At 39.8% G+C, this 21,197-nt stretch carries 19 protein-coding genes; 4 read left to right on the forward strand and 15 right to left on the reverse strand.

What is annotated here, in order from left to right:
* The first annotated feature begins 8 nt into the window (after positions 1-8).
* Complete coding sequence (locus E4O01_RS08125) at positions 9-749, forward strand: hypothetical protein (RefSeq protein ID WP_253691571.1); 741 nt, start codon at positions 9-11, stop codon at positions 747-749.
* Here E4O01_RS08125 and thrS read toward each other — a convergent pair whose 3' ends face one another.
* The gene (thrS, locus tag E4O01_RS08130; protein WP_253691572.1) at positions 750-2,507 is read right to left on the reverse strand and encodes a threonine--tRNA ligase; all 1,758 of its coding nucleotides are present in this window, start codon (positions 2,505-2,507) and stop codon (positions 750-752) included.
* Positions 2,508-2,717: 210 nt separating this feature from the next.
* Between thrS and E4O01_RS08135 the strand changes: the two genes are divergently transcribed.
* Together E4O01_RS08135 and E4O01_RS08140 are read left to right on the forward strand one after the other, a co-directional pair.
* Positions 2,718-3,692, forward strand: a complete 975-nt coding sequence (locus tag E4O01_RS08135; protein ID WP_253695196.1) for a hypothetical protein — start codon at positions 2,718-2,720, stop codon at positions 3,690-3,692.
* Positions 3,693-3,704: 12 nt separating this feature from the next.
* Positions 3,705-4,382 (forward strand): response regulator, encoded by a 678-nt coding sequence (locus E4O01_RS08140; RefSeq protein ID WP_253691573.1) that lies wholly within the window; start codon positions 3,705-3,707, stop codon positions 4,380-4,382.
* Here the strand turns inward: E4O01_RS08140 and cmk are convergent.
* From cmk to murC, 3 genes are read right to left on the reverse strand one after another with little or no spacing between them, the layout of a single operon-like run.
* On the reverse strand, positions 4,374-4,937 hold the full coding sequence (gene cmk / locus E4O01_RS08145; protein WP_253691574.1) for a (d)CMP kinase: 564 nt from the start codon (positions 4,935-4,937) through the stop codon (positions 4,374-4,376). The two genes, E4O01_RS08140 and cmk, sit on opposite strands and share 9 nt — an antisense overlap.
* Positions 4,938-4,960: 23 nt before the next feature.
* Positions 4,961-5,827, reverse strand: a complete 867-nt coding sequence (locus tag E4O01_RS08150) for a YicC/YloC family endoribonuclease (protein ID WP_253691575.1) — start codon at positions 5,825-5,827, stop codon at positions 4,961-4,963.
* 2 nt (positions 5,828-5,829) lie between these two features.
* On the reverse strand, positions 5,830-7,275 hold the full coding sequence (gene murC / locus E4O01_RS08155; protein ID WP_253691576.1) for a UDP-N-acetylmuramate--L-alanine ligase: 1,446 nt from the start codon (positions 7,273-7,275) through the stop codon (positions 5,830-5,832).
* Positions 7,276-7,346: 71 nt separating this feature from the next.
* Between murC and E4O01_RS08160 the strand changes: the two genes are divergently transcribed.
* A complete protein-coding gene (locus E4O01_RS08160; RefSeq protein WP_253691577.1) occupies positions 7,347-8,699 on the forward strand; it encodes a bifunctional folylpolyglutamate synthase/dihydrofolate synthase in 1,353 nt (450 codons plus the stop codon).
* Here E4O01_RS08160 and E4O01_RS08165 read toward each other — a convergent pair.
* From E4O01_RS08165 to E4O01_RS08215, 11 genes are all read right to left on the reverse strand, one after another.
* A complete protein-coding gene (locus E4O01_RS08165) occupies positions 8,632-9,426 on the reverse strand; it encodes a pseudouridine synthase (RefSeq protein ID WP_253691578.1) in 795 nt (264 codons plus the stop codon). The genes E4O01_RS08160 and E4O01_RS08165 overlap by 68 nt on opposite strands.
* Complete coding sequence (locus tag E4O01_RS08170; protein WP_253691580.1) at positions 9,420-10,427, reverse strand: RluA family pseudouridine synthase; 1,008 nt, start codon at positions 10,425-10,427, stop codon at positions 9,420-9,422. Before E4O01_RS08170 ends, E4O01_RS08165 begins: the two co-directional genes overlap by 7 nt.
* Entirely contained in the window at positions 10,414-10,917 is a 504-nt protein-coding gene (locus tag E4O01_RS08175) for a hypothetical protein (RefSeq protein ID WP_253691582.1), read from the reverse strand. Before E4O01_RS08175 ends, E4O01_RS08170 begins: the two co-directional genes overlap by 14 nt.
* Positions 10,914-11,804: a 16S rRNA (adenine(1518)-N(6)/adenine(1519)-N(6))-dimethyltransferase RsmA gene (gene rsmA, locus E4O01_RS08180; RefSeq protein ID WP_253691583.1), complete on the reverse strand. Its 891-nt coding sequence runs from the start codon at positions 11,802-11,804 to the stop codon at positions 10,914-10,916. Before rsmA ends, E4O01_RS08175 begins: the two co-directional genes overlap by 4 nt.
* 12 nt (positions 11,805-11,816) lie before the next feature.
* Positions 11,817-12,464 (reverse strand): PTS sugar transporter subunit IIA, encoded by a 648-nt coding sequence (locus tag E4O01_RS08185; protein WP_253691584.1) that lies wholly within the window; start codon positions 12,462-12,464, stop codon positions 11,817-11,819.
* Between the two features lie 49 nt (positions 12,465-12,513).
* On the reverse strand, positions 12,514-13,743 hold the full coding sequence (locus E4O01_RS08190; RefSeq protein ID WP_253691585.1) for an FprA family A-type flavoprotein: 1,230 nt from the start codon (positions 13,741-13,743) through the stop codon (positions 12,514-12,516).
* Positions 13,744-13,857: 114 nt separating this feature from the next.
* Positions 13,858-14,898 (reverse strand): ABC transporter ATP-binding protein, encoded by a 1,041-nt coding sequence (locus tag E4O01_RS08195; protein ID WP_253691587.1) that lies wholly within the window; start codon positions 14,896-14,898, stop codon positions 13,858-13,860.
* Positions 14,895-15,872 (reverse strand): ABC transporter ATP-binding protein, encoded by a 978-nt coding sequence (locus E4O01_RS08200; protein ID WP_253691589.1) that lies wholly within the window; start codon positions 15,870-15,872, stop codon positions 14,895-14,897. Before E4O01_RS08200 ends, E4O01_RS08195 begins: the two co-directional genes overlap by 4 nt.
* An 11-nt stretch (positions 15,873-15,883) precedes the next feature.
* On the reverse strand, positions 15,884-17,278 hold the full coding sequence (locus E4O01_RS08205) for an ABC transporter permease (protein WP_371819645.1): 1,395 nt from the start codon (positions 17,276-17,278) through the stop codon (positions 15,884-15,886).
* Positions 17,278-18,318, reverse strand: coding sequence for an ABC transporter permease (locus E4O01_RS08210; RefSeq protein WP_253691593.1), 1,041 nt, complete (start codon positions 18,316-18,318; stop codon positions 17,278-17,280). The genes E4O01_RS08205 and E4O01_RS08210 overlap by 1 nt, the downstream gene beginning before the upstream one ends.
* Positions 18,319-18,417: 99 nt before the next feature.
* Entirely contained in the window at positions 18,418-21,033 is a 2,616-nt protein-coding gene (locus tag E4O01_RS08215) for an ABC transporter substrate-binding protein (protein WP_253691594.1), read from the reverse strand.
* Positions 21,034-21,197 lie beyond the last annotated feature (164 nt).

Genomic DNA, 21,197 nt, shown 5'->3' on the forward strand with positions numbered 1-21,197 from the left:
GAAAAACTATGACAAAAAAAACAAACTTATTTTTTTTCATGTTATTTGTAATCTTATTCAATATCAATATTCATTCTCAAGAGGCTGAACAAAAAGAAGAAAAAACAAATCAAGATGAAAATTTTTCGAAGGTTCCTTCGGATTTCGGCTTTTATATGGGTACCGAGATTATATTTTCAAGCCTAAAAAAACAGGCAGCACCGCCCATGGGTACAGCCTTAAACTTGGGAGCCGAATATGAGTACAAGGGAATAAATAAGCTGAGCATAGTGCCTTCATTGGATTTTTCTCTTTTTCACTACGCTTTTTACAATAAAAAGGCCTACATTTGCGAGATCGAAAATAGAACAGCCCTTACAATGAGCTTTTTATTTGATGTTCCGTTTTTACTCCGCTTCGACGTAAAATCGTGGACAATCAGCATGGGCGGCGGACTAGCCTTCTTTATGCGCTTCGGATTGCTTGAACCCGGTATAAAACCGGAAGACGTAGGAGACAGCGGTTTAAATGCAAAATCCGAGGTCAAAGCAATAAATAAATACTTTTGGCAAAACGGACGCTTTATTTATCCTTCTTTACGCTTTAAAACCGAGTATACACTTGCATCGGGATGGAAAGCGGGAGTACAGCTAAAAGCCTTTCTACCGCTTTCAAACCTTTGGGATAAACTTACCGACAAGAATTCGGATGGTTTTATGTTACAAGCCGGAATAGTTTTACACCCGGCAGTTAAAAAATATAAAAAATAATTATTCCGCATCTATAGCAAAAGAAGCAACTTTCTCCTGCAAAAATGAAGTAAACTCGTCGAGAGTCATTACTTTTTGACCGCCCTTTCTCATTCTGACAGCAACGGAATTATTATCCATTTCACTTTGACCTACGATGAGCTGATAAATTACCTTTTCTTCTTGGTGCTTTCGGATTTTTGCATTCATCCTGTCTGTTCCGATATCGGCTATAACCCTAAAGCCTTTTTCATCCAAGGCTTTTTGAACCTTTTGGGCATACTCATTAAAGGCAGGAGCTACAGGAACAATTACAGCCTGCACAGGGGCCAGCCAAGGAGGCATAATACCTGCACAGTTTTCTATCAAAATTCCTATAAATCTTTCCAAAGAGCCTAAAACAGCCCTATGAAGCATTACAGGATGATGTTTATTGTTGTCATCCCCTATGTACTCGGCATTTAGTCTTTCTGCTGAAGGCAGCTGATAGTCAACCTGTATGGTACCGCACTGCCATTCACGGCCTAGGGCATCAATCAAAGTAAATTCCAGCTTAGGCCCGTAAAAAGCCCCTTCGCCTTCGGCTATCTCATATTCAAGACCGGCAGCTATACAGGCATCAGCCAAAGCTTTTTCGGCCCGATCCCACGTTGCATCATCACCTACTCTCTGCTCGGGACGAGTAGAAAATTTAACAAGAATTCTATCCTCATCGAAGCCGAAATCCTTATACATGCTTTTTAGCAGGGTACAGAATTTTGAAACCTCGGAAGAAATCTGCTCTTCGGTACAAAAGATATGGGCATCGTCTTGAACAAAGCCCCGGACACGCATAATACCGTGTAAGGAGCCTGAAGGTTCGTTTCGGGTACAAGAACCGAATTCGGCTAAGCGGAGGGGTAAGTCGCGGTAGCTTTTAATTCCCTGTTTAAATATTTCGACATGGCCGGGACAGTTCATGGGTTTTAAGGCAAAAAGCCGTTTTTCGCTTTCGGTTATAAACATATTTTCTTTGTACTTAGCCCAGTGACCTGATCTTTCCCACAAGGAGCGGGGCATAACAAAGGGAGTATGCACTTCAAAATAATCGTCTTCTTTTAGACATTTTCTGACATAATTTTGTATAGTTAAATACAGAGTCCAGCCTTTAGGATGCCAAAATATTTGCCCGGGATTTTCTTCATCAACATGGAATAAATCCATAGCTTTCCCGATTTTTCGGTGATCCCTTTTTTCGGCTTCTTCAAGCATCTGCAAATATTCTTTTAAATCGTTGGGCTTTTCCCAAACTGTACCGTAAATTCGGGTAAGCATCGGACGGGTTTCATCACCGCGCCAATAAGCTCCGGCAGTCTTCATAAGTTTAAAACTTTGAGCATTTATGTCGGCCATGGAGCAGACGTGGGGACCTCGGCAAAGGTCGGTAAATTCTCCCGATTTATAAATGCTTATTTCTTCGCCGTCAGCAAGCCCGTTTATAAGTTCAACTTTAAACGGCTGATCTTTAAACATTTCAAGAGCTCTTTCCCGGCTGATAACTTCTTTTTCAAAATTAGAGCGGGTATTTAAAATTTTCCGCATTTCTTTTTCGATGGCAGGTAAATCGTCTTGATTTATCGGATGGGGAAGTTCAAAATCATAGTAAAATCCGTAATCTATTGCGGGGCCTATGGCAACCTTAGTTCCCGGAAACAGCTTAACTACGGCTTCAGCCATAACATGGGCAGTACTATGCCTGAGAGTGCTTAATTTTTTTGACTTTTCTTGTAAAGTTGACATATTTTCCTCTATTTATGCTTGATATGTATTGTTAATTTTAAAAAAAAATTATATACTATTATAACCTAAAATAAACATTAGCATACTATGGTTAGTATACTCTATTGATTAGTCTTGAGTCAATAGATTATATTGAACAAACTAATGAAAAACAATAAAATTGCCGATAATGTGTTGAGAGTTTCTCAGCCTAAAACGGAGGATGTTGACGTGAAAAAAATTTGTATAGTTACTTTTTGCATTATCCAGTCTTTATTTTTATTTGCCCAAAATATGGTTGACCATAATTTAAAGGCAGATGTTTCAATAAGATTTTACGACAGGAGGGTCTACTATCCCGGTTCGGGAGCCTCCGAACCTATTTTTGTACAAATTTCGATTACAAACAATAATTCCGAAACCCTTAGATTTAAACTTGCAGACGACCGATCTTTTAGTATAGACTTCGGAATCATAAACAGTAAAAACAGGCAATTACGTCATACAACGGAATGGATGAGAAAGCGAAACACAAACCGTCAAATTTACTTCCGTGAAGTTACCTTAGAACCCGGAGAAACTTATTCCTTTATCGAAAACCTAAAAGACTATATTGAATTAAATGAACCGGGAATATTCCTTGTCAACACCCTATTTTTTCCGGAACTTAAAAGATACTCTGACAATTCGGAAACACATGTTGTATCAAATAAGCTGAGCCTTGAAATAAAGCCTGCACCTTCGGCAGCAGCGCTTGGATCTCTTCCCGTGTCGCCGATCTCAGGAGAGATTTTACAGGCAAAGCCCATTCCTCCCGATCAGGTCATAGGGTATCTTTTAACGGCGAGACAAAAATCGCTTTGGGAACAATTTTTCCTCTATATGGATTTGGAAAAAATGATATCCAGAGACCCTTCAAGAAGCCGAAGATTTAAAGCAGAATCTGAAGCGGGCAGAATGGAAATGATTGAAGTTTACAAACACGAATTAAGCCAAGAAAGAGTAGACAAAGACATTGCCGTCATTCCTGTAGAGTTTAAGATAGAGCATACGGGGTACACAGATACAAAGGCAGAGGTCAAAGTAATAGAATGGTTTGAATATTCTAATTTTAGAGAGAAGAAAAGATTCACATATTTTTTAGCTTCAAAAGACGGTATATGGACAGTATACGATTATATAGTCGAGAATTTAGGAACAGAATAAGGATGAGTTTTAATGAAAGCATTATTGATTTCGGATTTACCGCGTTCAACTGATGATTTACGCCCTCTTTTTTCGGAGTATGAATTTGAGCTTATACATTATCGCTCTCCGCTAAAAGCCTTAGACAATGTGGAAGAAATTGGACCGAATGTAGTTATAATAAACGCCAGAGATTTTCCGCGCCATTGGAAACCTATTACACAGCATATTCGCTGGGATACTTCAAAAGAAGAGATATTGGTAGTGCTTTTAACTCCTCCCGATTTTTCTGCCGATGAAGCAGACAAGGCTATGTTTTTGGGAGTGCAGGGTGTTATTACAATAAAAGAAAGCGGGAATTATGAAAAAATCATCGAAGAACTGCGCATGATTTTTGACCGATATAATTATGCCCATGCTAAAAACATTTCAAAAACCGTTCAGTTTTTATTTACAAATCCCGTAAACGAAACCATAATAACGGGAACGGTAAAAAACTTAACCGAAAAAGGTCTCGTATTTTTGCCGGACATGCCTGCAAATACGGGTAATTTAACTGCCGGCACGGTTCTTGATCAATGCTCTTTAAAAATCGAAAACGGTTTTATTGTTCCAAATTGCAGTGTTGCTTCAAACGAGACCGTCTTAAATTTGAATTTTATAGACTTGTCGGATGAGGATAAAAAAACTATTACTGATTTTTTAAACTAAAAGACCGCGGCAAATAAGCTCATCCAATATTTTTTCGGTAATTTTATCGGGATCAAGGTTTTCCGTATCTATAATTAAATCGGCTTTTTCATATTTTGTGTTATCAATACCGTATAATTCTTTATATCGGCGGGTATCTTCCAAATCTCTTAAATTGGTATCAGCCTTTATTTTTTCGATATCACCGCCTTCTCTATTTTGAATTCGTTTTGCACGGACATCTATCGAAGCTTGCAGGTAAACACGCAAATCGGCCGATTTTAAAAGCCAAATTGCCAACCGTGACCCTAAAACACAAGAACTTGCAGAAGCCAGCTCAATTTGTTTTTGATCCACCATTTTATCAAAAGAAAAATCTTTTTGAGCTCTTTTTAAAACTTCATCAAATGGAATTCCCATCTCCCGGGCTATATTCTTAAAAGTATAATTTATACAGGGCAAATTTAAAATCTTTGCTATCAAGTTTGAAACCGTGGTATTTCCGCAGCCGGACGGCCCCGAAATTGCAATCCTCAATTCTCGCCCTTCAGGAATTTTAAAAGTAGTCGTTTTCATATTTTCTCCAATAGATACCCGGTCTACTCCACATTCCGGCTTTGCTCTCTTATGTTTTCAAGAGCATCTTTTACTTCGATTATTGATTGAGACATTTCTATCATTTGATTTTTAGAACCTATTGTATTTATTTCTCTGTTGATTTCTTGGCAAATAAAGTCCAGTTTTTTGCCTATGGGTTCGTTTCTTTTTAGTTCATGCGATAAAGAATTACAATGAGCTTCAAGGCGTACGATTTCTTCATTTATGGTATACTTAACAAGCATTACTGCAACTTCCTGCATAATACGCTGTTCATTTATTTCACAGCCCAAAAGCTCGGTAAATCTTTCCCTGATATTTTGGCAAAAGATTTCTTCCATTTGGGGGGCATATTTTTTTATGGTCTTTAATGCAGCATGAATCCTGTCAAGGTTGCTTAAAATATCTTTTTTTAAAGCAGCTCCCTCATCAAGTCTTGTTTTATCGTATTTTACGAAAGTTTCTTCAAATATAGGCAGCAATGTGTTTTCCCATGCGGGAATGTCGATATTTCTTTCAATTATGATAACCCCTTCTTTTTCTGAAAATCGGTTTATGTCTATCTCGGAGTTTATTCCGGCAGCATCCGCTATCTCCCTCATAGCCTTTGCATAGGCCTTTGCCGCCTTGGTATTTGTAAGAATATCGACGTCTATATCGGCATCCTTTACATGAAGGGAAACTTCAACTTTACCTCTGGCTATTCTTTCGGAAAAATATGCCCTGAAAACGGGCTCCAAGGCTGAAAGCCAAAAGGGGAAATTTAAATTTAAATCCAAGTATCTTGAGTTATAACTTTTAATCTCTAAACTTATAAAGGAATTTGGTTCGTTTTTTTCGGTAAGGGCGTAGCCCGTCATACTTTTCATATTTAAAAATTCGGCTCCTTTAAAATTTCTGTACCCAAAATGTAATTATCTCCGGCACCTATGGTAATAAAAATATCGCCCTGTCTTAGCTTTTCTAATACAAATTTTTTTGCATCCAATACTTCATTAAAGAAAAAGACGTTTTTATGATGTTTTTTTGTGCGGTTAAAAAGGAGTTCGGCATCAACCTGTCCCTTATATTGCTCGCGTGCAGAACTGAAAATTTTATGCAAAATCACCATGTCTGCATCTTCAAAACAAGAAGCAAAATCTTCTAAAAGGGCTTCCGTTCTTGAATAGGTATGAGACATAAAATCTGCAATTATCCGCCTTTTTGGATAAAATTGACGCAAACCTTTCAAGAGAGATTTAATTGCGGTAGGGTGATGTGCATAATCATCATAAACCAAAATATCTTTAGATTCTATCTTACCGATCAGCTCCGTACGTCTTTTGGCTCCGGCGTAGGAAGATATAGCCTTTTTGATAGCAGAAATATTGGCAACAGAGATTTCGCCGTATTCTTCTTTTAAAAGGCTCACAGAAAGAGCTATTGCAGCTGCGGCATTTAAAGCATTGTGTTTTCCCGGAATCTGTAAATAAAATTCTCCCGAAAAGCCTGCAAGAGAAAAGGAGAGTTTTTCATTGCAGACGCCCAAAACGGTAAGTTTATAATCTCCTACGGCTTTCTCTCCATAAGGAATAAAAATAAGGTCCGGCCGGCTCGAAAAACTTAAGCGGGCAGCTTCGCAGGCGCCTTCATCATCTGCACAATAAAAAAGCTCGCTAAACTGCGGAAGTCTGTCAATATACTGCAAAAAAGCCGTTAAAATAGATTCGTAGGTCGGATAATAATCCTGATGATCCGGTTCAATACCGGTTAAAATTATCTTTTTTGGATGAAAGTTTAAAAAATGTCTTTTATATTCGCAAGTTTCGGCAACAAAATATTTTGAACCTGAAAGCATGGTACAAGAATCACCGAAACTTTTAATCACGCTGCCGGCCAAAACCGAAACGGGAAGTTTTAGTTCTTTTAAGATAGAGCCGGTAATACCCGTTGTACTGGTCTTTCCTTGAACACCCGCAATGCCGCACGAATATGAATGCCGGGATATTGCCCCTATTGCCTCAGGGTAGGACATCATGGGAAGATCTTTTTGTTCCGCAGCATACATTTCTTCATTATTCTCGGGCGAGTAAGCTGCCGAATAGATAACAAGACTGACATCTTCAGGGATATTATCAGGAGAAAATGGAGAAAAAATATCTATATTAAGTTTTTTTAAATCATCATCAGTATAAAAACTTTCGGGAACATCGCTTCCCGAAACAGAAGCACCTCTTGAAACCAAAATTTCAGCCAAAGCCGTCATCCCGGTTCCTTTAATACCGATCATATAAACCGTAAAACCTTTTAAATTATCGGGTAGAATAACTTGACACATACGTATATAATATTCTATATTCTGTTTTTTAGCAATAGGGTTTAATTAAACTCAAGAACAAGAGGTGCCCGATGAACACGGATGAATTCGGTAAATGGCTGGAAACTTTTATAAATTACGAAAGAAATGCGCACAAAGATGAAGAAAACCTCAAAAAAATGAACAAATTTGCTCATTTTTTCGGTAATCCTCAAGACGATTTTTTATCGATCCATATTGCAGGTTCAAAGGGAAAGGGCTCGGTTTCTACAATGCTTGCTTCCATTTTAAAAGAAGCCGGCATAAAAACAGGACTTTACACCTCACCCCACGTATCCGATTTTAGGGAAAGGATGACGGAAGCAGGAGTTTTTTTTGATGACAAAGCCTACTCTTCTTGTTATAAAAAAATAGTTGACGGTTTTGCCGCCATACTCAAAAAAGAACCGGAAATAGATCCCGGCTGGTTTGAAATAGTTACGGTGACGGCCTTTTTGCTTTTCAGCATGCAAAAAACCGATTGGGCGGTTATCGAAACGGGAATGGGCGGAAGACTCGATATGACAAATATTTTAAAACCTAAGGCTTGCGTGTTAACACCTATCGAACTTGAGCACACCCAATATCTTGGAGATACAATAGAAAAAATAGCTTTTGAAAAGGCCGGTATAATTAAACAAAATACTCCCGTTTTTTGCTGTAAACAGCCGGATGAAGCATTGAAGGTCTTTAAAAAAAGAGCAAAGGAGATGGATGCCGAGTTTTTTTATATACCCGATATCGTAAAAGAAACTGTACCGTACAGTCTATCAAAAACAGGTTTAAAAATAGATTTGGAATTTCAAGATTCGCATTACATAGGTAAACTCTTTAAAAAACCTATAAAAGCAAATTTAAAACTTCTTGATTGTATTCAGGCCGAAAATGCAGCCCTTGCAGCATGTACAGTAAAATATCTGTTCCCCGAAATTGATGAAGCCGTCATAGAAAGAGGGCTTACAAAAGCATGGCTTCCGGCCAGATTTGAGCTTCTTTCGGATAATCCCGAAATTATCATCGACGGAGCCCATACAAAAAACAGTATAGCCTTATGCATGAGTACCTATTCCGAATTAGTAAAAGAAAAAGGAATTTTAATCTTTGCCTGTGCCGAGGATAAAAATGCAAAAGAAATGGCTCCTTTTTTTAAAAATGATTTTAAAAAAATAATCGTTACAATACCGGGCTCGTCAAAAAAGAGCAATCCCGATTCGGCATACAAGGCTTTTAAAGAGGAGCTAAAAGACTTTTCCTGCATCTTAGAGAAAAATGCCGATTACTCATCCGTAATAAAAAACGCAATACTCGAATGCAGAGAAAAAAATCAGCCTCTTTTAATTACAGGATCATTTTATCTGGCGGCTGAAGCGAAAAGCATACATACTCTTTTGCATCATCAAGTTTAAATTTTTTTTCAGGCTTGGGGAAGGAAAGACCTACGGCATATAATTGCAGCGGATAACTATGATTGTCAACCTGCTCTTTGGGCAGATCCCTGTATTTTCCGTTATACAGGCTGTCATAGCAAATGGGCAAACCTATTGAAGCAAGATGAGCCCTTACCTGATGCCTAAACCCTTGAGTCAAGGTACATGTAACACGTCGTATCGAATTGCCGCTAGACGAAATTTTTTTTACATCGATAATATTTGTAGTATAAATTTTACCGTCAGCACAAAAATCCCTCATACCGTAAAAAACAGGAAGTACCTTTTTACCCTTGGGCCCGTAACTCCTAAACTGACTCGAAATTCTATAAGGAATATTGGACTCCAAAAAATCGGGTTCAAAGTTTTCCTCTTCATTTACATCGGCAAAGGCCGTATAAGTTTTTTTTATCAAATTGTTTGTCTGCATTAAATTTAAGGCATCATAGCATTCTTGAGTTTTTGCAGCCAAGACCAAACCGCTTGTCGCCGTATCAAGTCTATGAATAAGACCGGCCTCAATATCTTTTTTTCCTTTTACCGAAGCCGCTTGAGGACATCGTTTTAAAAACCAAGAAAGCAAGGTTCCTTCTTCATCTTTTCCCAAAGGGGCGGTGGGTATTCCTCCGGGTTTATATAAAACGGCATAAGCATCATTTTCAAAAATAAGTTCAACTTGAGAAGAAAATTTACACTCTTTCAGCATAGAGTCTCCCGCATCAATAGATTTTTAAAATCGCAAGGCAGAGCTGCCTTAAATTCTTTCTTTGAATTAAAAATTTCAGGCATTATCAGTTTATAAGAATGAAGCATCATGGGTATATCATCTTTCTTTTTGCCGTAAACCTTGTCTCCTGCAACAGGGCAGCCCATGAATTTTGCATGTAAGCGTATTTGGTGTGTCCTTCCGGTATAAATCCTAAAAAGCACCAAGGACATTTTTCCGTTCGATTTAAGCACCTTGTAGGCAGAAAGAGCAAACTTCCCCCTTGATAAGTCGGAAGAGGCTCCAAATTTTTTTCTGTCGGAAGAAGATCGAAAAATGGAAGTTTTTATTTTTCCCTTGGTTTTAAGCGGAACACCGTCAAGAACCGCAAGATAGTATTTTTTTACCATCCTCTTTTTAAAAAAAGATTTTAAAAGTTTTTCGGTCTTTAAATTCCGGGCGGTGATAATGAGCCCCGAGGTTTCCTTATCCAAACGGTGAACAATTCCCATGCGGTAAGGATCGGCTTTCAGCCTATCGGTATTTTTTAAAGCATCTTCTTGTGTCAGAAGGTTTTTAAGAATTTCGGCAAATTCATCTTTAATTCCGGAATCATAAAGCCTGTAATAATTTAAGGCATTTACAAGAGTTCCTTCCCAGTTCCCTCCTGCAGGATGAGTTACCCTCCCCCTCTCCTTGTTTATAACCATTATGTTTTCATCTTCATAAACTATATTTAAAGGGATATTTTGCGGATGAGCATACTCAGGCACAGGATTATCCCAGCTAAGCTCGACAAGGTCGCCGTTTTGCACATTGCGGGAAAGCTTGGCTTTCTTTGAATTTACATAAAGAGATTTTAGCCCCATTTTTAATTGCGAGCGGCTTAAATTTTTTAACATCTCGGTGCAATAAACATCAATCCTGCAAGGAGACAAAAGGCCTTCAACTTTAAATTTTTTTGAAATCGAATTAAAAGAAATACTCTTATCGAGCATCATTTGCTTCCTCAGGTTTAGGACCTTCACCTTCTTCATAAGGAATCAGCATAATCGCAGGAGCTTCATCTTGATTATCTTTTTTTAGTTTTTTTTCTTCGTTCGCCCTTTTGATGGAGCGGTAAGTTAAATCTATTATTGCAATCCCAAGCGAAATCCCTATGGCAGTCAAAAAAATATTTCTCTGTTCTTTTTCGGTGAGCTTTACTGCAATTTTTGCATCTTTAATGGGCCATGGGTTATAAGCAGGATCCCCCTTATGAGCTATCGAGCGGCCTATGTCATAAGCCCAAAACGACAAAAGCGAAACAAAGGGAAGAGCGCCTAAGGTAATAATTTCAAAACGGCGCAAATCTTTTTGCCATTGCTTAAATTCTTCCGCTCCATAGGGATCGGGAGTTTTTGAAACACCGGCATCTTCCGCATAAACGGGAAATATAGAAAAAAGAGAAACAAAGAAAATCAAAAAAGCAATTTTTTTTGTATGTTTCATTTATTTTTATCCAAAGAAGATATTATATCAGATAAGAGCAAAAAGTCATATAGGGCAAGAGACTCGGCTCTTAGATTTCCATTTAGTCCCGCCTTTTGTAAAACAAAGCTCGCCTCTTCTCCGTATCCGTTTGCCCTCATCCATGAGCTCAAGTTGTTTTTTATGTTTTTTCTGCGCGAAGAAAAAAGAGCTTTGACTATTTTGATAAAAAGTTTATGATTTTTGTATTCCGCAAAATCTTTTTTAGCCTTAAACAAGACAGTTGCAGATTCGACATTGGGCCGAGGCCAAAAGGCTGAAGCCGGGATTGTCTTTACAATTTTGCACTCATAAAATAAAGAGCAAAGAACCGAAAAAGCAGTGTAGTTTTTTTGATCGGGACTTGCGGTAATTCTTTCGGCCGCTTCTTTTTGTACGGTAAAAAGCATCGAATCGAAAAGAACTCCGGCCTCTACCGTAGAAGCAATCAATTCGGAGGCAATATTATACGGCAAATTGCCGAAAAAGATATCGGGCTTCCCTTGTTCTTTTAAATAAGGAAGCCAGTTTTTTTGAACGTCGCCTTCGATAAGAGTAAAATTTAAATTTTTTCCAAAAAAGAATTTTTTTAAAAGAGAAATAAAGCCCTTGTCTATTTCAAAGGCTGTAAAATTAACACCCTTTTCTAAAAGAAGAGCTGTCATGGAACCTAGCCCCGGGCCTACTTCCCAAACCCTTGTTCCTTCTTCAATATCCAAAAAAGAAACCAAGCTCTCACGGATTTTTCTATCGATTAAAAAATTCTGACCGAATTTTTTTTGCATGGCAAAGCCCAAAGTATCCAAAATGGTTTTAAGCTCTGCCGGAGAATCATAATTTGGAAGACCTAAAAAAGCCCCGGAACTCATCGATACGGCACCCTATTCGCACAAAAGGGCGTAAATCTCCATGGGGTCGGACGAATTTAAGAGGAGGCTTTTAAGTTCCTCATTGCGAAGTTTAGCACTAAAATGAGAAATTGTCTGCAAATAATAATCGTGCTGGTTGTTTGCCGCTGCAATCATAAAAACCAATCGGACGGGATTTCCGTCAACGGCGTCAAAATCTAAAATGTCCCTTTTTGAAACGCCCACAGCCATAACCAAATCGGTAACGGAAGAAAGCCTTACATGAGGAATGGCTATTCCTCGTCCTACGGCCGTTGACATAAGAGCTTCTCTTTTTAAAATGGCGTCCAAAAGCTCTCCGGAGTTTTTTACCTGAGGAGCCTTGGCCAGCACTTCAGACATCATAACCAATACATCATGCTTGGCCGCATAATCCAAAAAAACGACCCTATCGGGCGACAAAAAATTCTCCGTCGAAATCTTATGCTGTTTAGGAGCTGAAGTTTTTGAAGAGGCTAATCTCTCATCAACCCAGCTTTCAATATCATCTTTTTTAAAACGCCAAACCGTTCCGATCTTCCCGGCAGGTATCTCACCTTTTTGAGCCCACTCATAGACGGTTCTTTCGGAAACACGCAAATATCGGGCAACTTCTTCGATAGTTAAAATTTCACTTGCCAACAATTCACCTCACTAAATAAAGGCATTTTGCACTAAATGTAGGAATATGTCAAGATATGTCGCCGTTTTTCACGGCCTTTGCCAATTCGCGGCCTCTTTCTTTTAATATCCGCTTATCCTCATCGCTGAGCTTACCCTGCCATTCATGGGATTCGATATTGGTCCACTTAAATTTTTCGATACGGGTCTCGTATTCTTTTTTGGCGCCCCCTACCCAGCCCCAGCTTCCGATGCGGAAAACTTTTTTATCGACAAAGTGTTTTCTTTCAAACAAATCAAGAATATGAGCCATGGGCGGGAACATTTTATATTCGTATGTCGGCATAGCCAATAAGAGCCCTCCGGAGCGATAAGCCTCGCCCAAGATAAAGGTAGCATCCGTGTCGGGAATTCTGTATATGGAATAAGCTACACCTTCTTCATTTATACCCTCAATAACTGCATCGAGCCCGTCCTTGGTGTAGCCGTACATGGAGCCCCAGATAATACAGATAGTTTTTTCCAATTCTCCGCCCGTATTATAGCCTGCAAATTTTTTGTAAAGCTCTACAATCCGTGAAGGCTTACCCCTCCAAACAAGGCCGTGACTCGGACAGATAAATTTAAGCTCAAGTGAAGAAAGTTTTTCGATTCCCTTGTTTACGAAGGTACTGAAGCTTGCAACAATGTTTGCATAGTACCTAAGGGCTTCGTCTTCAAAAAATTTAAGCTCTTCTTCGGTGTGCTGATCATCAAAGATTTTTTCGCCTATACAGCCGTAAGAACCGAAGGCATCGCATGAAAATAAAATTTTATCGTCAGGGTCATAGGTCATCATGGTCTCAGGCCAGTGGATGTTGGGAGTTTCATAAAAAACTAGCTTTTTTCCTCCGCCTAGATCCAAAACCTCTCCGTCCTTTACGGCCCTTACTCCTTCTTTTATCTTAAAAAAGTTTTCGACAAGGGCAGCACCCTTTGAAGAAGCTAATATCTCGGCCTTAGGATTTTCATCCCTCACAAGATTGATAAGATCAGCATGATCAGGCTCAAGATGGTTTAAAATTACGTAATCAAATGAAGAAAATGAAAGACCTATTGATTCAAGCTGTTTGCGGTAAGAATTTACCGAGCCGTCCCAGTCTTTTACTATATCTATAAGGGCGGTTTTTTCTCCCTTTACAACATAAGAATTTATAGAAACACCGTGAGGCAATAGCCATATACCTTCAAAGCGGGCTGTTCTATCATGTATATCGGCATGAATACAATGAACGGTTTCTGTCAGTTTTTTTGCTTCCATAAAATTGATACCTCCACAAAATAAAAGCAGCGGATTAAAACTAATCCGCTGCTTAAATAATATCACAAGAAATACATTTACTCAATAGAAACGAGCCTGTTTTTACATCTTGTTTTAGCCTTTCTTAATTTCCTCAGCCTTTCGGCAGGCATGGAAGTGTCCATTTCCTATATCCGTCAAAGAAGGTTCTTCCATAGAAGAACAGGATTCGTCTGCATAGGGGCAGCGCGTATGGAAGCGGCAGCCTTGCGGAATGTTCGCAGGAGAAGGTATCTCACCCGAAATGGGGAGTTTTTTAATTACCTCAAGCATTCCCGGTTTAGGTTCGGGAACGGCTTCGATCAAGGCCTGAGTATAAGGATGCATGGGGTTATCTATAACATCATCGGCATCACCCATCTCTACGATACGGCCGAGATACATAACCGCGATTCTGTCGGTAAAATACCTTGCCGTTGAAAGGTCGTGGGTAATATAGAGATAAGTAAGCCCCAGCTTTCTTTGAACATCCCTCATCATATGAAGAATTTCGGCGCGGGTTGAAAGGTCGATCATCGAAACAGGCTCATCGGCAACTATGACTTCGGGGTTTAGGATAAGAGTTCTCGCCGTGGCTATACGCTGTCTTTGACCTCCCGAAAGCATGTGAGGATACCTTGTCATAAATTCCTCAGGCGGATTGAGTTTTACCTCAGAAATGGCTTTTATAATTTTCTCGTCATTTTCGGCACGCGTTCCTTTAATCTTGTGGATGATTAGGGGTTCTTCCATTACATCCCTGATTTTAAAGCGGGGATTCATCGAAGCATAAGGGTCTTGGAAAATCATCTGTACACGGCGGCGGTAAACGGCCGTCTTTTCCTTATCGCTGTTTGTAACATCTTCTCCATTATATAGGATTGTACCTTCGGTAGGAGTGTGAAGCTTCATTGCTATCTTTCCTATCGTAGTTTTACCGGAGCCGGATTCCCCTATAAGCCCGAAGATTTCGCCCCTCCTTAGACGCAGGGTAACATCATCAACAGCTTTTATCTTTTTAGCCTTTCCCTTAGAAAGACTTTGAACAAAACCTTGATGGGGCTCAAAATATTTTTTTATATTAACCAGTTCAAGAACATAGTCATTAGGATCTATCTTTTTTTCGTTATCGCTCATTTTACACACCTCCAGCATGCTACTTGATGTCCCGGTTCAACCTCAATAAGCGGAGGTTCAACTTCAAAGCATTTATCCATTGTACAATGGCACCTCGGATTAAAGCGGCAGCCCTTGGGCGGAGAAATAAGGTCGGGCGGAGTTCCCGGAATATAGGAAAGTTCGCTCACCCTCTTTCTCAAAAGAGGCGTTGCCTGTAAAAGCTTTTGTGTGTAAGGATGCATGGGTTCCTTACCGTATATCTGATCGTTAGTTCCAAGCTCGGCAATTTTTCCTGCGTACATAACACAAATCCTATCCGAAATCTCGGCTTCAAGCGATAAGTCGTGAGTAATAAATATAAACGAAAGCTTAAATTTTTGTTTTAGCTCTTTTAAAAGATTTATGATCTGGGCCTGAACGATAACGTCGAGGGCTGTGGTAGGTTCATCCAAGATAACGAGTTTCGGTTTTAAAAATAAACCGCTTGCTATAACAACCCTCTGCTTCATTCCTCCCGAAAGCTCGTGCGGATAACGGTTTAATACCTCAGGCGGAAGACCGACATATCCCAGATACTCTTCCATAAGATCTTGAGCTTCTTTATCGCTCATTTCCTTGTGTTCCCGCAAGGTTTCAAGCATTTGCTTCCCGATTGTGTAAACCGGAGTTAAGCTGTTCATGGCTCCTTGGAAGACCATCGAAATTTCCTGCCAGCGCACATTCTTTCTTATCTCCGAATCGGAAAGAGGAACAATATCCCTTCCATTGATTATAATTTGAGAATTCTCTTCTACCCTGCCGGGAGGAGAGGGCATTTTAAGCAGAGCCATGCCCGTTGTGGTTTTACCGCAGCCCGACTCGCCTACAAGTCCGAGCGTTTCACCGGCATGAAGCTGAAAACTCACATCATCCAAGGCTTTTACAATACCTGCGGAGGTGTGATAGTACAATCGTAAATTTTTTACGTCAAGAACTACTTCTTTATTTTCCATTTAAAACCTCCTTACCTTGTCCTCAGTTTGGGATGTAAAATCTTATCCATTGCAAAACCTAGGAATGCAAATATCATGCCCAAAAGAGCTATAAAAAGACCGGGAGGAATAATCCACCACCATAGACCGTTTAAGGTTGCGCCCGAAGTCTGGGCATCGTGAAGAATTTGTCCCCATGTTACGATAGAAGGATCTCCCAAACCTAAAAGAGAAAGAGAGGATTCAAAGATGATGGCACCCGGAACCGAACTTGCCATAATTGCAAAGGAGTAAGGTAAAAGAAGAGGAGCAATGTGTTTAAGGATTATCCTCCATTTTCCGGCCCCTAGGGCCTTTGCAGCCTCAATATAGGTTTCTTCCTTTATCTGTAAGGCCATTGAGCGGACTGTCTTTACCGAACCTGTCCAGCCGAAGATAATGAGAGCGAGGATTATCATCCATATACTCGGTTTAAAAACGGCAGCCGATACAATCAATATAGGAATGATCGGAACAGATACTACTATTTCAAAGATGAACATCATAACCGTATCGACCCTTCCGCCGAAGTAGGCACTTATAATGCCGTACATAACACCGACCAAAACCGAAATAATACTTGCAACAAGACCTATTAAAAGAGCCCATTTTAAACCGGCCATAACACCCGAAAAAACATCTCTCTTATTTAAATCGGTACCTAAAAGCCCCGAAACGGAACCGGGAATTACTACTCGCGGATTTTCAATCTTGTTTGCCTGATTATTTGCAACATCTTTCGGAACAACGAATTTAAAAATGTATTCCCCTTTTAAGGGCTTTTTCTCCCTGTACATGGTCTTTGAAGCTTCAGAGAATAAAAGCTGAACAGGGTTTGCATTTCCGGAGGTAGGAGTTGCACCATAAGAAGCCGTAAATTGCTGCATTGTAGATCTTGCATCCGTTAAAACCGTAAAACGGCTGTGATGTTCCTGTAAATTTCCTTTTTGAAAAATCCCGAGTTCGATGCGGTTTCCGTCGGGACGCACAACATCCATACTCATTATAATATCGCCTGTAAGCTCTGCTCTAAAAACAATGTTATTGGGGTTTTTATCGTATTTATAGTTATACTTAAAGCTATAAACTACAGCAGGACCGAAATGCTCAGATGTTTCTTCGCTAATTTCAGGCTCGGTAAGCTGAACCGTCCTTGCCGATTTTTTTGAACTAAAAAGCTCTGACCATATTGGAGGAGCGGAAGCAGGGTTATCTTCCCAATACGAAATATTATGCCAATTATAGTTTGTTCCTTTAAAAGGCAATACAATCGGCTCAAGAATAATCAAAAGCACAAGTATACTTAAAAGAACTATTGCAACTATTCCTATTTTTTCTTTTTTAAAATCGTTCCAAAATTCTTTAAACCTATCAATGAAATTATTCATCATGCCTTGCCTCCAACTTTTATACGCGGATCTAAAAAGCCGTAAATCAAATCGAGAACTATAAGCCCCATCTGATAAAGGCCTGTCGTGATAGCCAAATCTCCCATTAAAACGGGTATATCGTTTTGCTGAACGGCGATCCAATAAAGCTGCCCCAGACCCGGCCAAGAGAAAATACCTTCAAATATGATATTTCCCGCCATTGAAGCCAAAAATGACAACAAAATCATGGTTACCAAAGGAGGAGCACAGGTTCTCAAGGTATGTCCGTGAAGAACTTTTTTTTCGGGGATACCTCTCGCCCTTGCACTCATTATAAAATCTTCCTGTAAGGTACCTAATACAAGGTTTCGGATAACGTAAGCCGTACTCCAAAAACCTAAACAAACCAGTGTAAGAATAGGAAGAGCAAGATGTTTAATTCTGTCAAAAACAAACCAAATTCCTTCGGGAACGGGAACCGAGTTTACTCCTCCTGACGGAAAAAGCGGGGCTGTATAAACAAACAAAAATATTAAAAGCATGGCCAGCCACCAGGTAGGCATACCGTAAATGATAAGAGTTATCAAACTTGTAACCTTATCGGTTCGGCCTCCCGGTTTTTGAGCTTTTTTTAACCCCAATGCCAGACCGATCAGGGTACTAATTACAAAGGCAGTCGTAAAAAGCAAGAGGGTTCTTGGAATTGCTTCTCCGAGTATTTTAATAACTTCTTGAGAGCCGGTTAAGGATTTAATCGTCGTCGATTTACCGAAGTCAAAGGTCAGAATCCTTTTTGCGTTATTTAAAACTCTCTCAACCAAGGGTCTATCCAATTTATATTGTTTAATAAGGGTCAATTCTTGGTCTTTACGCCACATCATTATCTGTTCGGCTGTCATATTTTTTAGACCCTTTGCTTCAGCACGTACCATTTCCAATATCTGGCTACGCTGAACTTTTTCATTTATCTGATTAAACAAAAATGAAAATATAAAAATAAGAATGGAATATATTATTACACCGCGTAAAATACGCTTAAGCGCATACCACTTATACATAAAAGTCTCCTACAAAATTTAGACTTACTCAGGCACAAAGCAGCCTCAAATCCCTTTTACAGGATTCAAGGCTTTTAATTTAAGTCAACACCTTAAATTTTATTTAAGGATTGTCATACTTGCCGAGTTAGCTGAAGGCGGTTCATCTGCAATGGATGTTAATACAACCATTATGTACTCTACACCTTTTTCAAATTTAGCTAAATCTGAAGCGGGCACGGTAATTGTAAACTTACCTCCGCCGGCAGATACGGCAGGATAAACTTTTTCACCGCCTGAAGGAAGCTGAAGTTTACCTTCAACCTTACCCTTATCGAGAGGAACTCTTTCGATTTCGGGATAAGCATATTTAGATACCGTAACTTCAAATACGGCATCCTTGTCGGCTGAAGGAGCTACAGGAGCTTTTATATGCTGAATTTCGGTAAGATCTGTTCTAAACATATTCGGGAAGTAGTCGCTCTTATAGGGATACTTATCGAAGTTTGTCAATACAACGGAGCTTGTTATAGGATCGATTTTTTCGAACATTAAGGGGCCTGTTGTGATATAGGCATTTCCGTATTTTTCGATAAAGGCTATAGAGGCCTTGTATCTTTTAACGGCGTAGTCTTCATCTACAAAACCCTTCAAGGATTCAGGTATGTGTTTTGAAGCAATAAATTCTTCCAACTTGGCCTTGATATCTGCAAGACAATCGGGGTTTTTAACGTTTGCTTCAACACCGCGCTCTCCGCCGTCTTTAGCAAAGTTATAAACGGTTCCGCTCTTTGAGCCGTGTACTACGATTTCGGCCAAGGCTTCATAAATTTCCCAAGGTACGTTTGTTCTTCGTCCTGGGTTAGCAGCCTTTACGCTTAAACCGCCTACATCAATAGCTGTATCTCTCGGGATAGGAGCATGGAAGTAGTTACTGTAAGTAGTAATTGAACCGTCCTTATTAAAGACTATACCCTTTGTGTTTTTAAGACTGGGGAGAGTTACACCGCTTAAAGGTGCATCATAGTAACGGTCGCTCTCTCCGTCTTGGATGGCCCATTCAAGGGCAAAAGCATAGGCATATCGAACATCATTAATATCGACAGGTTCGCCGTGATGCCAATGATAACCGTCTACGAGCTTACCTGTTGCAGAGGTTGCAACAGTCTGTCCCGGTTCAACGGAAACCCATTTTTTTGAAGCTGTGTCGTATGTAACTGCTTCGGCAGGAACGGGAATATCGCCGCCCATTACAAGTTCATCATCACCTTCATCGGTTTTCTTGCCGGTAGGAACAAATTTGGGAGCAAATTTAGCATTTGCAACATCAACCGTTGACATAGCAAATTCCAAGCGTCCTACAGCAGGATTATCAAAGCTTGCACGATCGGTAACGGTATTATAGAAGGGAGAGCTATATGCATCGCTGAAACCTTGACCGCCTACAGGATCCCATTCTGCCATAAATAAAGAACCTTGAGCCGAATACTGCAATACGCGCAATACCCTCTTTCCCTTATATGGTCCGTCGGTATCCGGTTTTACATCGGCACATCTGATTGTCCAGCCGTTAAAACCGTCAGAGGTTCCGTAGAAGAGACGTGAGTTAAATCTTGCCTTGTTAGCAACATAAAGGTCATTTTGTGAAACAACATAGACACGTACAGCCTCACTCATACCAAGAGCACACATTTCATTGGTTTCTTTAAAGAACTCTTCGGCAGTCAGATACTGTCCGTAAGCAGCCTTTTTACCTAAAACATCAAGTTTTTCGTTTGTATAATTCCAGAATTCGGCTTCTCCGCCTCCGGGCATATAGCCATAGAAGGGAGTATACATCTGGCAAAGAGGAGTTTCCCAAGTTACATAGAAACCGCCTGAGCCCCAGCCTTCAAGATACATCGTCCAATCATAGTTAGCAGGATTTCCTCCGTAAACAAGGGCACCGGCTGTTTTTCGATCACGCTCAAATGGTTCAACTGTAAGACCGGCTTTTTCGATTTGAGCATGGATATAGCGGGCTGCAGGAAGACGTCCCGTAGGATCGTCAACACGCATTATGGACTTAATAGAAACAGGTTTACCTTTGTACATCCATTTGCCGTTTTCTTTTACAAGTTTTCCCTTGTTTGCAGGCAAATTTGAAGCTTTTTGCATGGCAGCTTCAATCATGTTTATGGCTTTTTGCTCATCGCCTGTTTCGGTAATACCGAATTTGGAAGCCAAAATATTGTAGCGGTATGCTCCGGGGAGACCTACAGTACAAGGTGTGTACATAGGAGAACCTTCACCCAGAAGAAGCTCATCTACCAATTTTTTTCTGTTGATTAACCAGTTAAAAGCATAGCGGACTTCCTTGATGGCAACAGGGTTAAACATTTCCTCTCCTGATTCGGTCTTCCAAACATATGGGGCCTTGTTAGGAATAGGATTAAATAGAAGAGACCAATAACCTGTCGGAACAGGGTAAATATCTATCTTATCCCTGTCTTCATCGCTTAAACCCGACAAAAGTACGGGCGGAACCGATGTAAACATGAGATCGGCTTTTCCTTCAATAACATCCTTCAACGCAACTGTTTGATCTGTACTTACGGAATAGACAACCTTATCTACATAGGTACCGTTTTTTACCGGGCTTTTACCTCCGGCGGCAGTTCCTGCACCGCCTCCGCATGCAGTAAATACCAAAGCCACTGCAAGCATACACGCCAAAAATTTAACAAAACTTTTCATTAAATTCCTCCTGTTGTTTTTTGTGTTTATTAAACACTACATATTATTAAAGCACAGTTCTCCCGATTTGTCAAATATTTGTTCATATTTTTTTGATTTTATCATTTTTTTTTATCTCAATCTTTACAGATTTATTTTTTTGTGGTAGAATGTTGAACGGTAAT

Origin of the sequence: Treponema sp. OMZ 790 (assembly GCF_024181285.1) — a bacterium.
Taxonomy (GTDB): domain Bacteria; phylum Spirochaetota; class Spirochaetia; order Treponematales; family Treponemataceae; genus Treponema_B.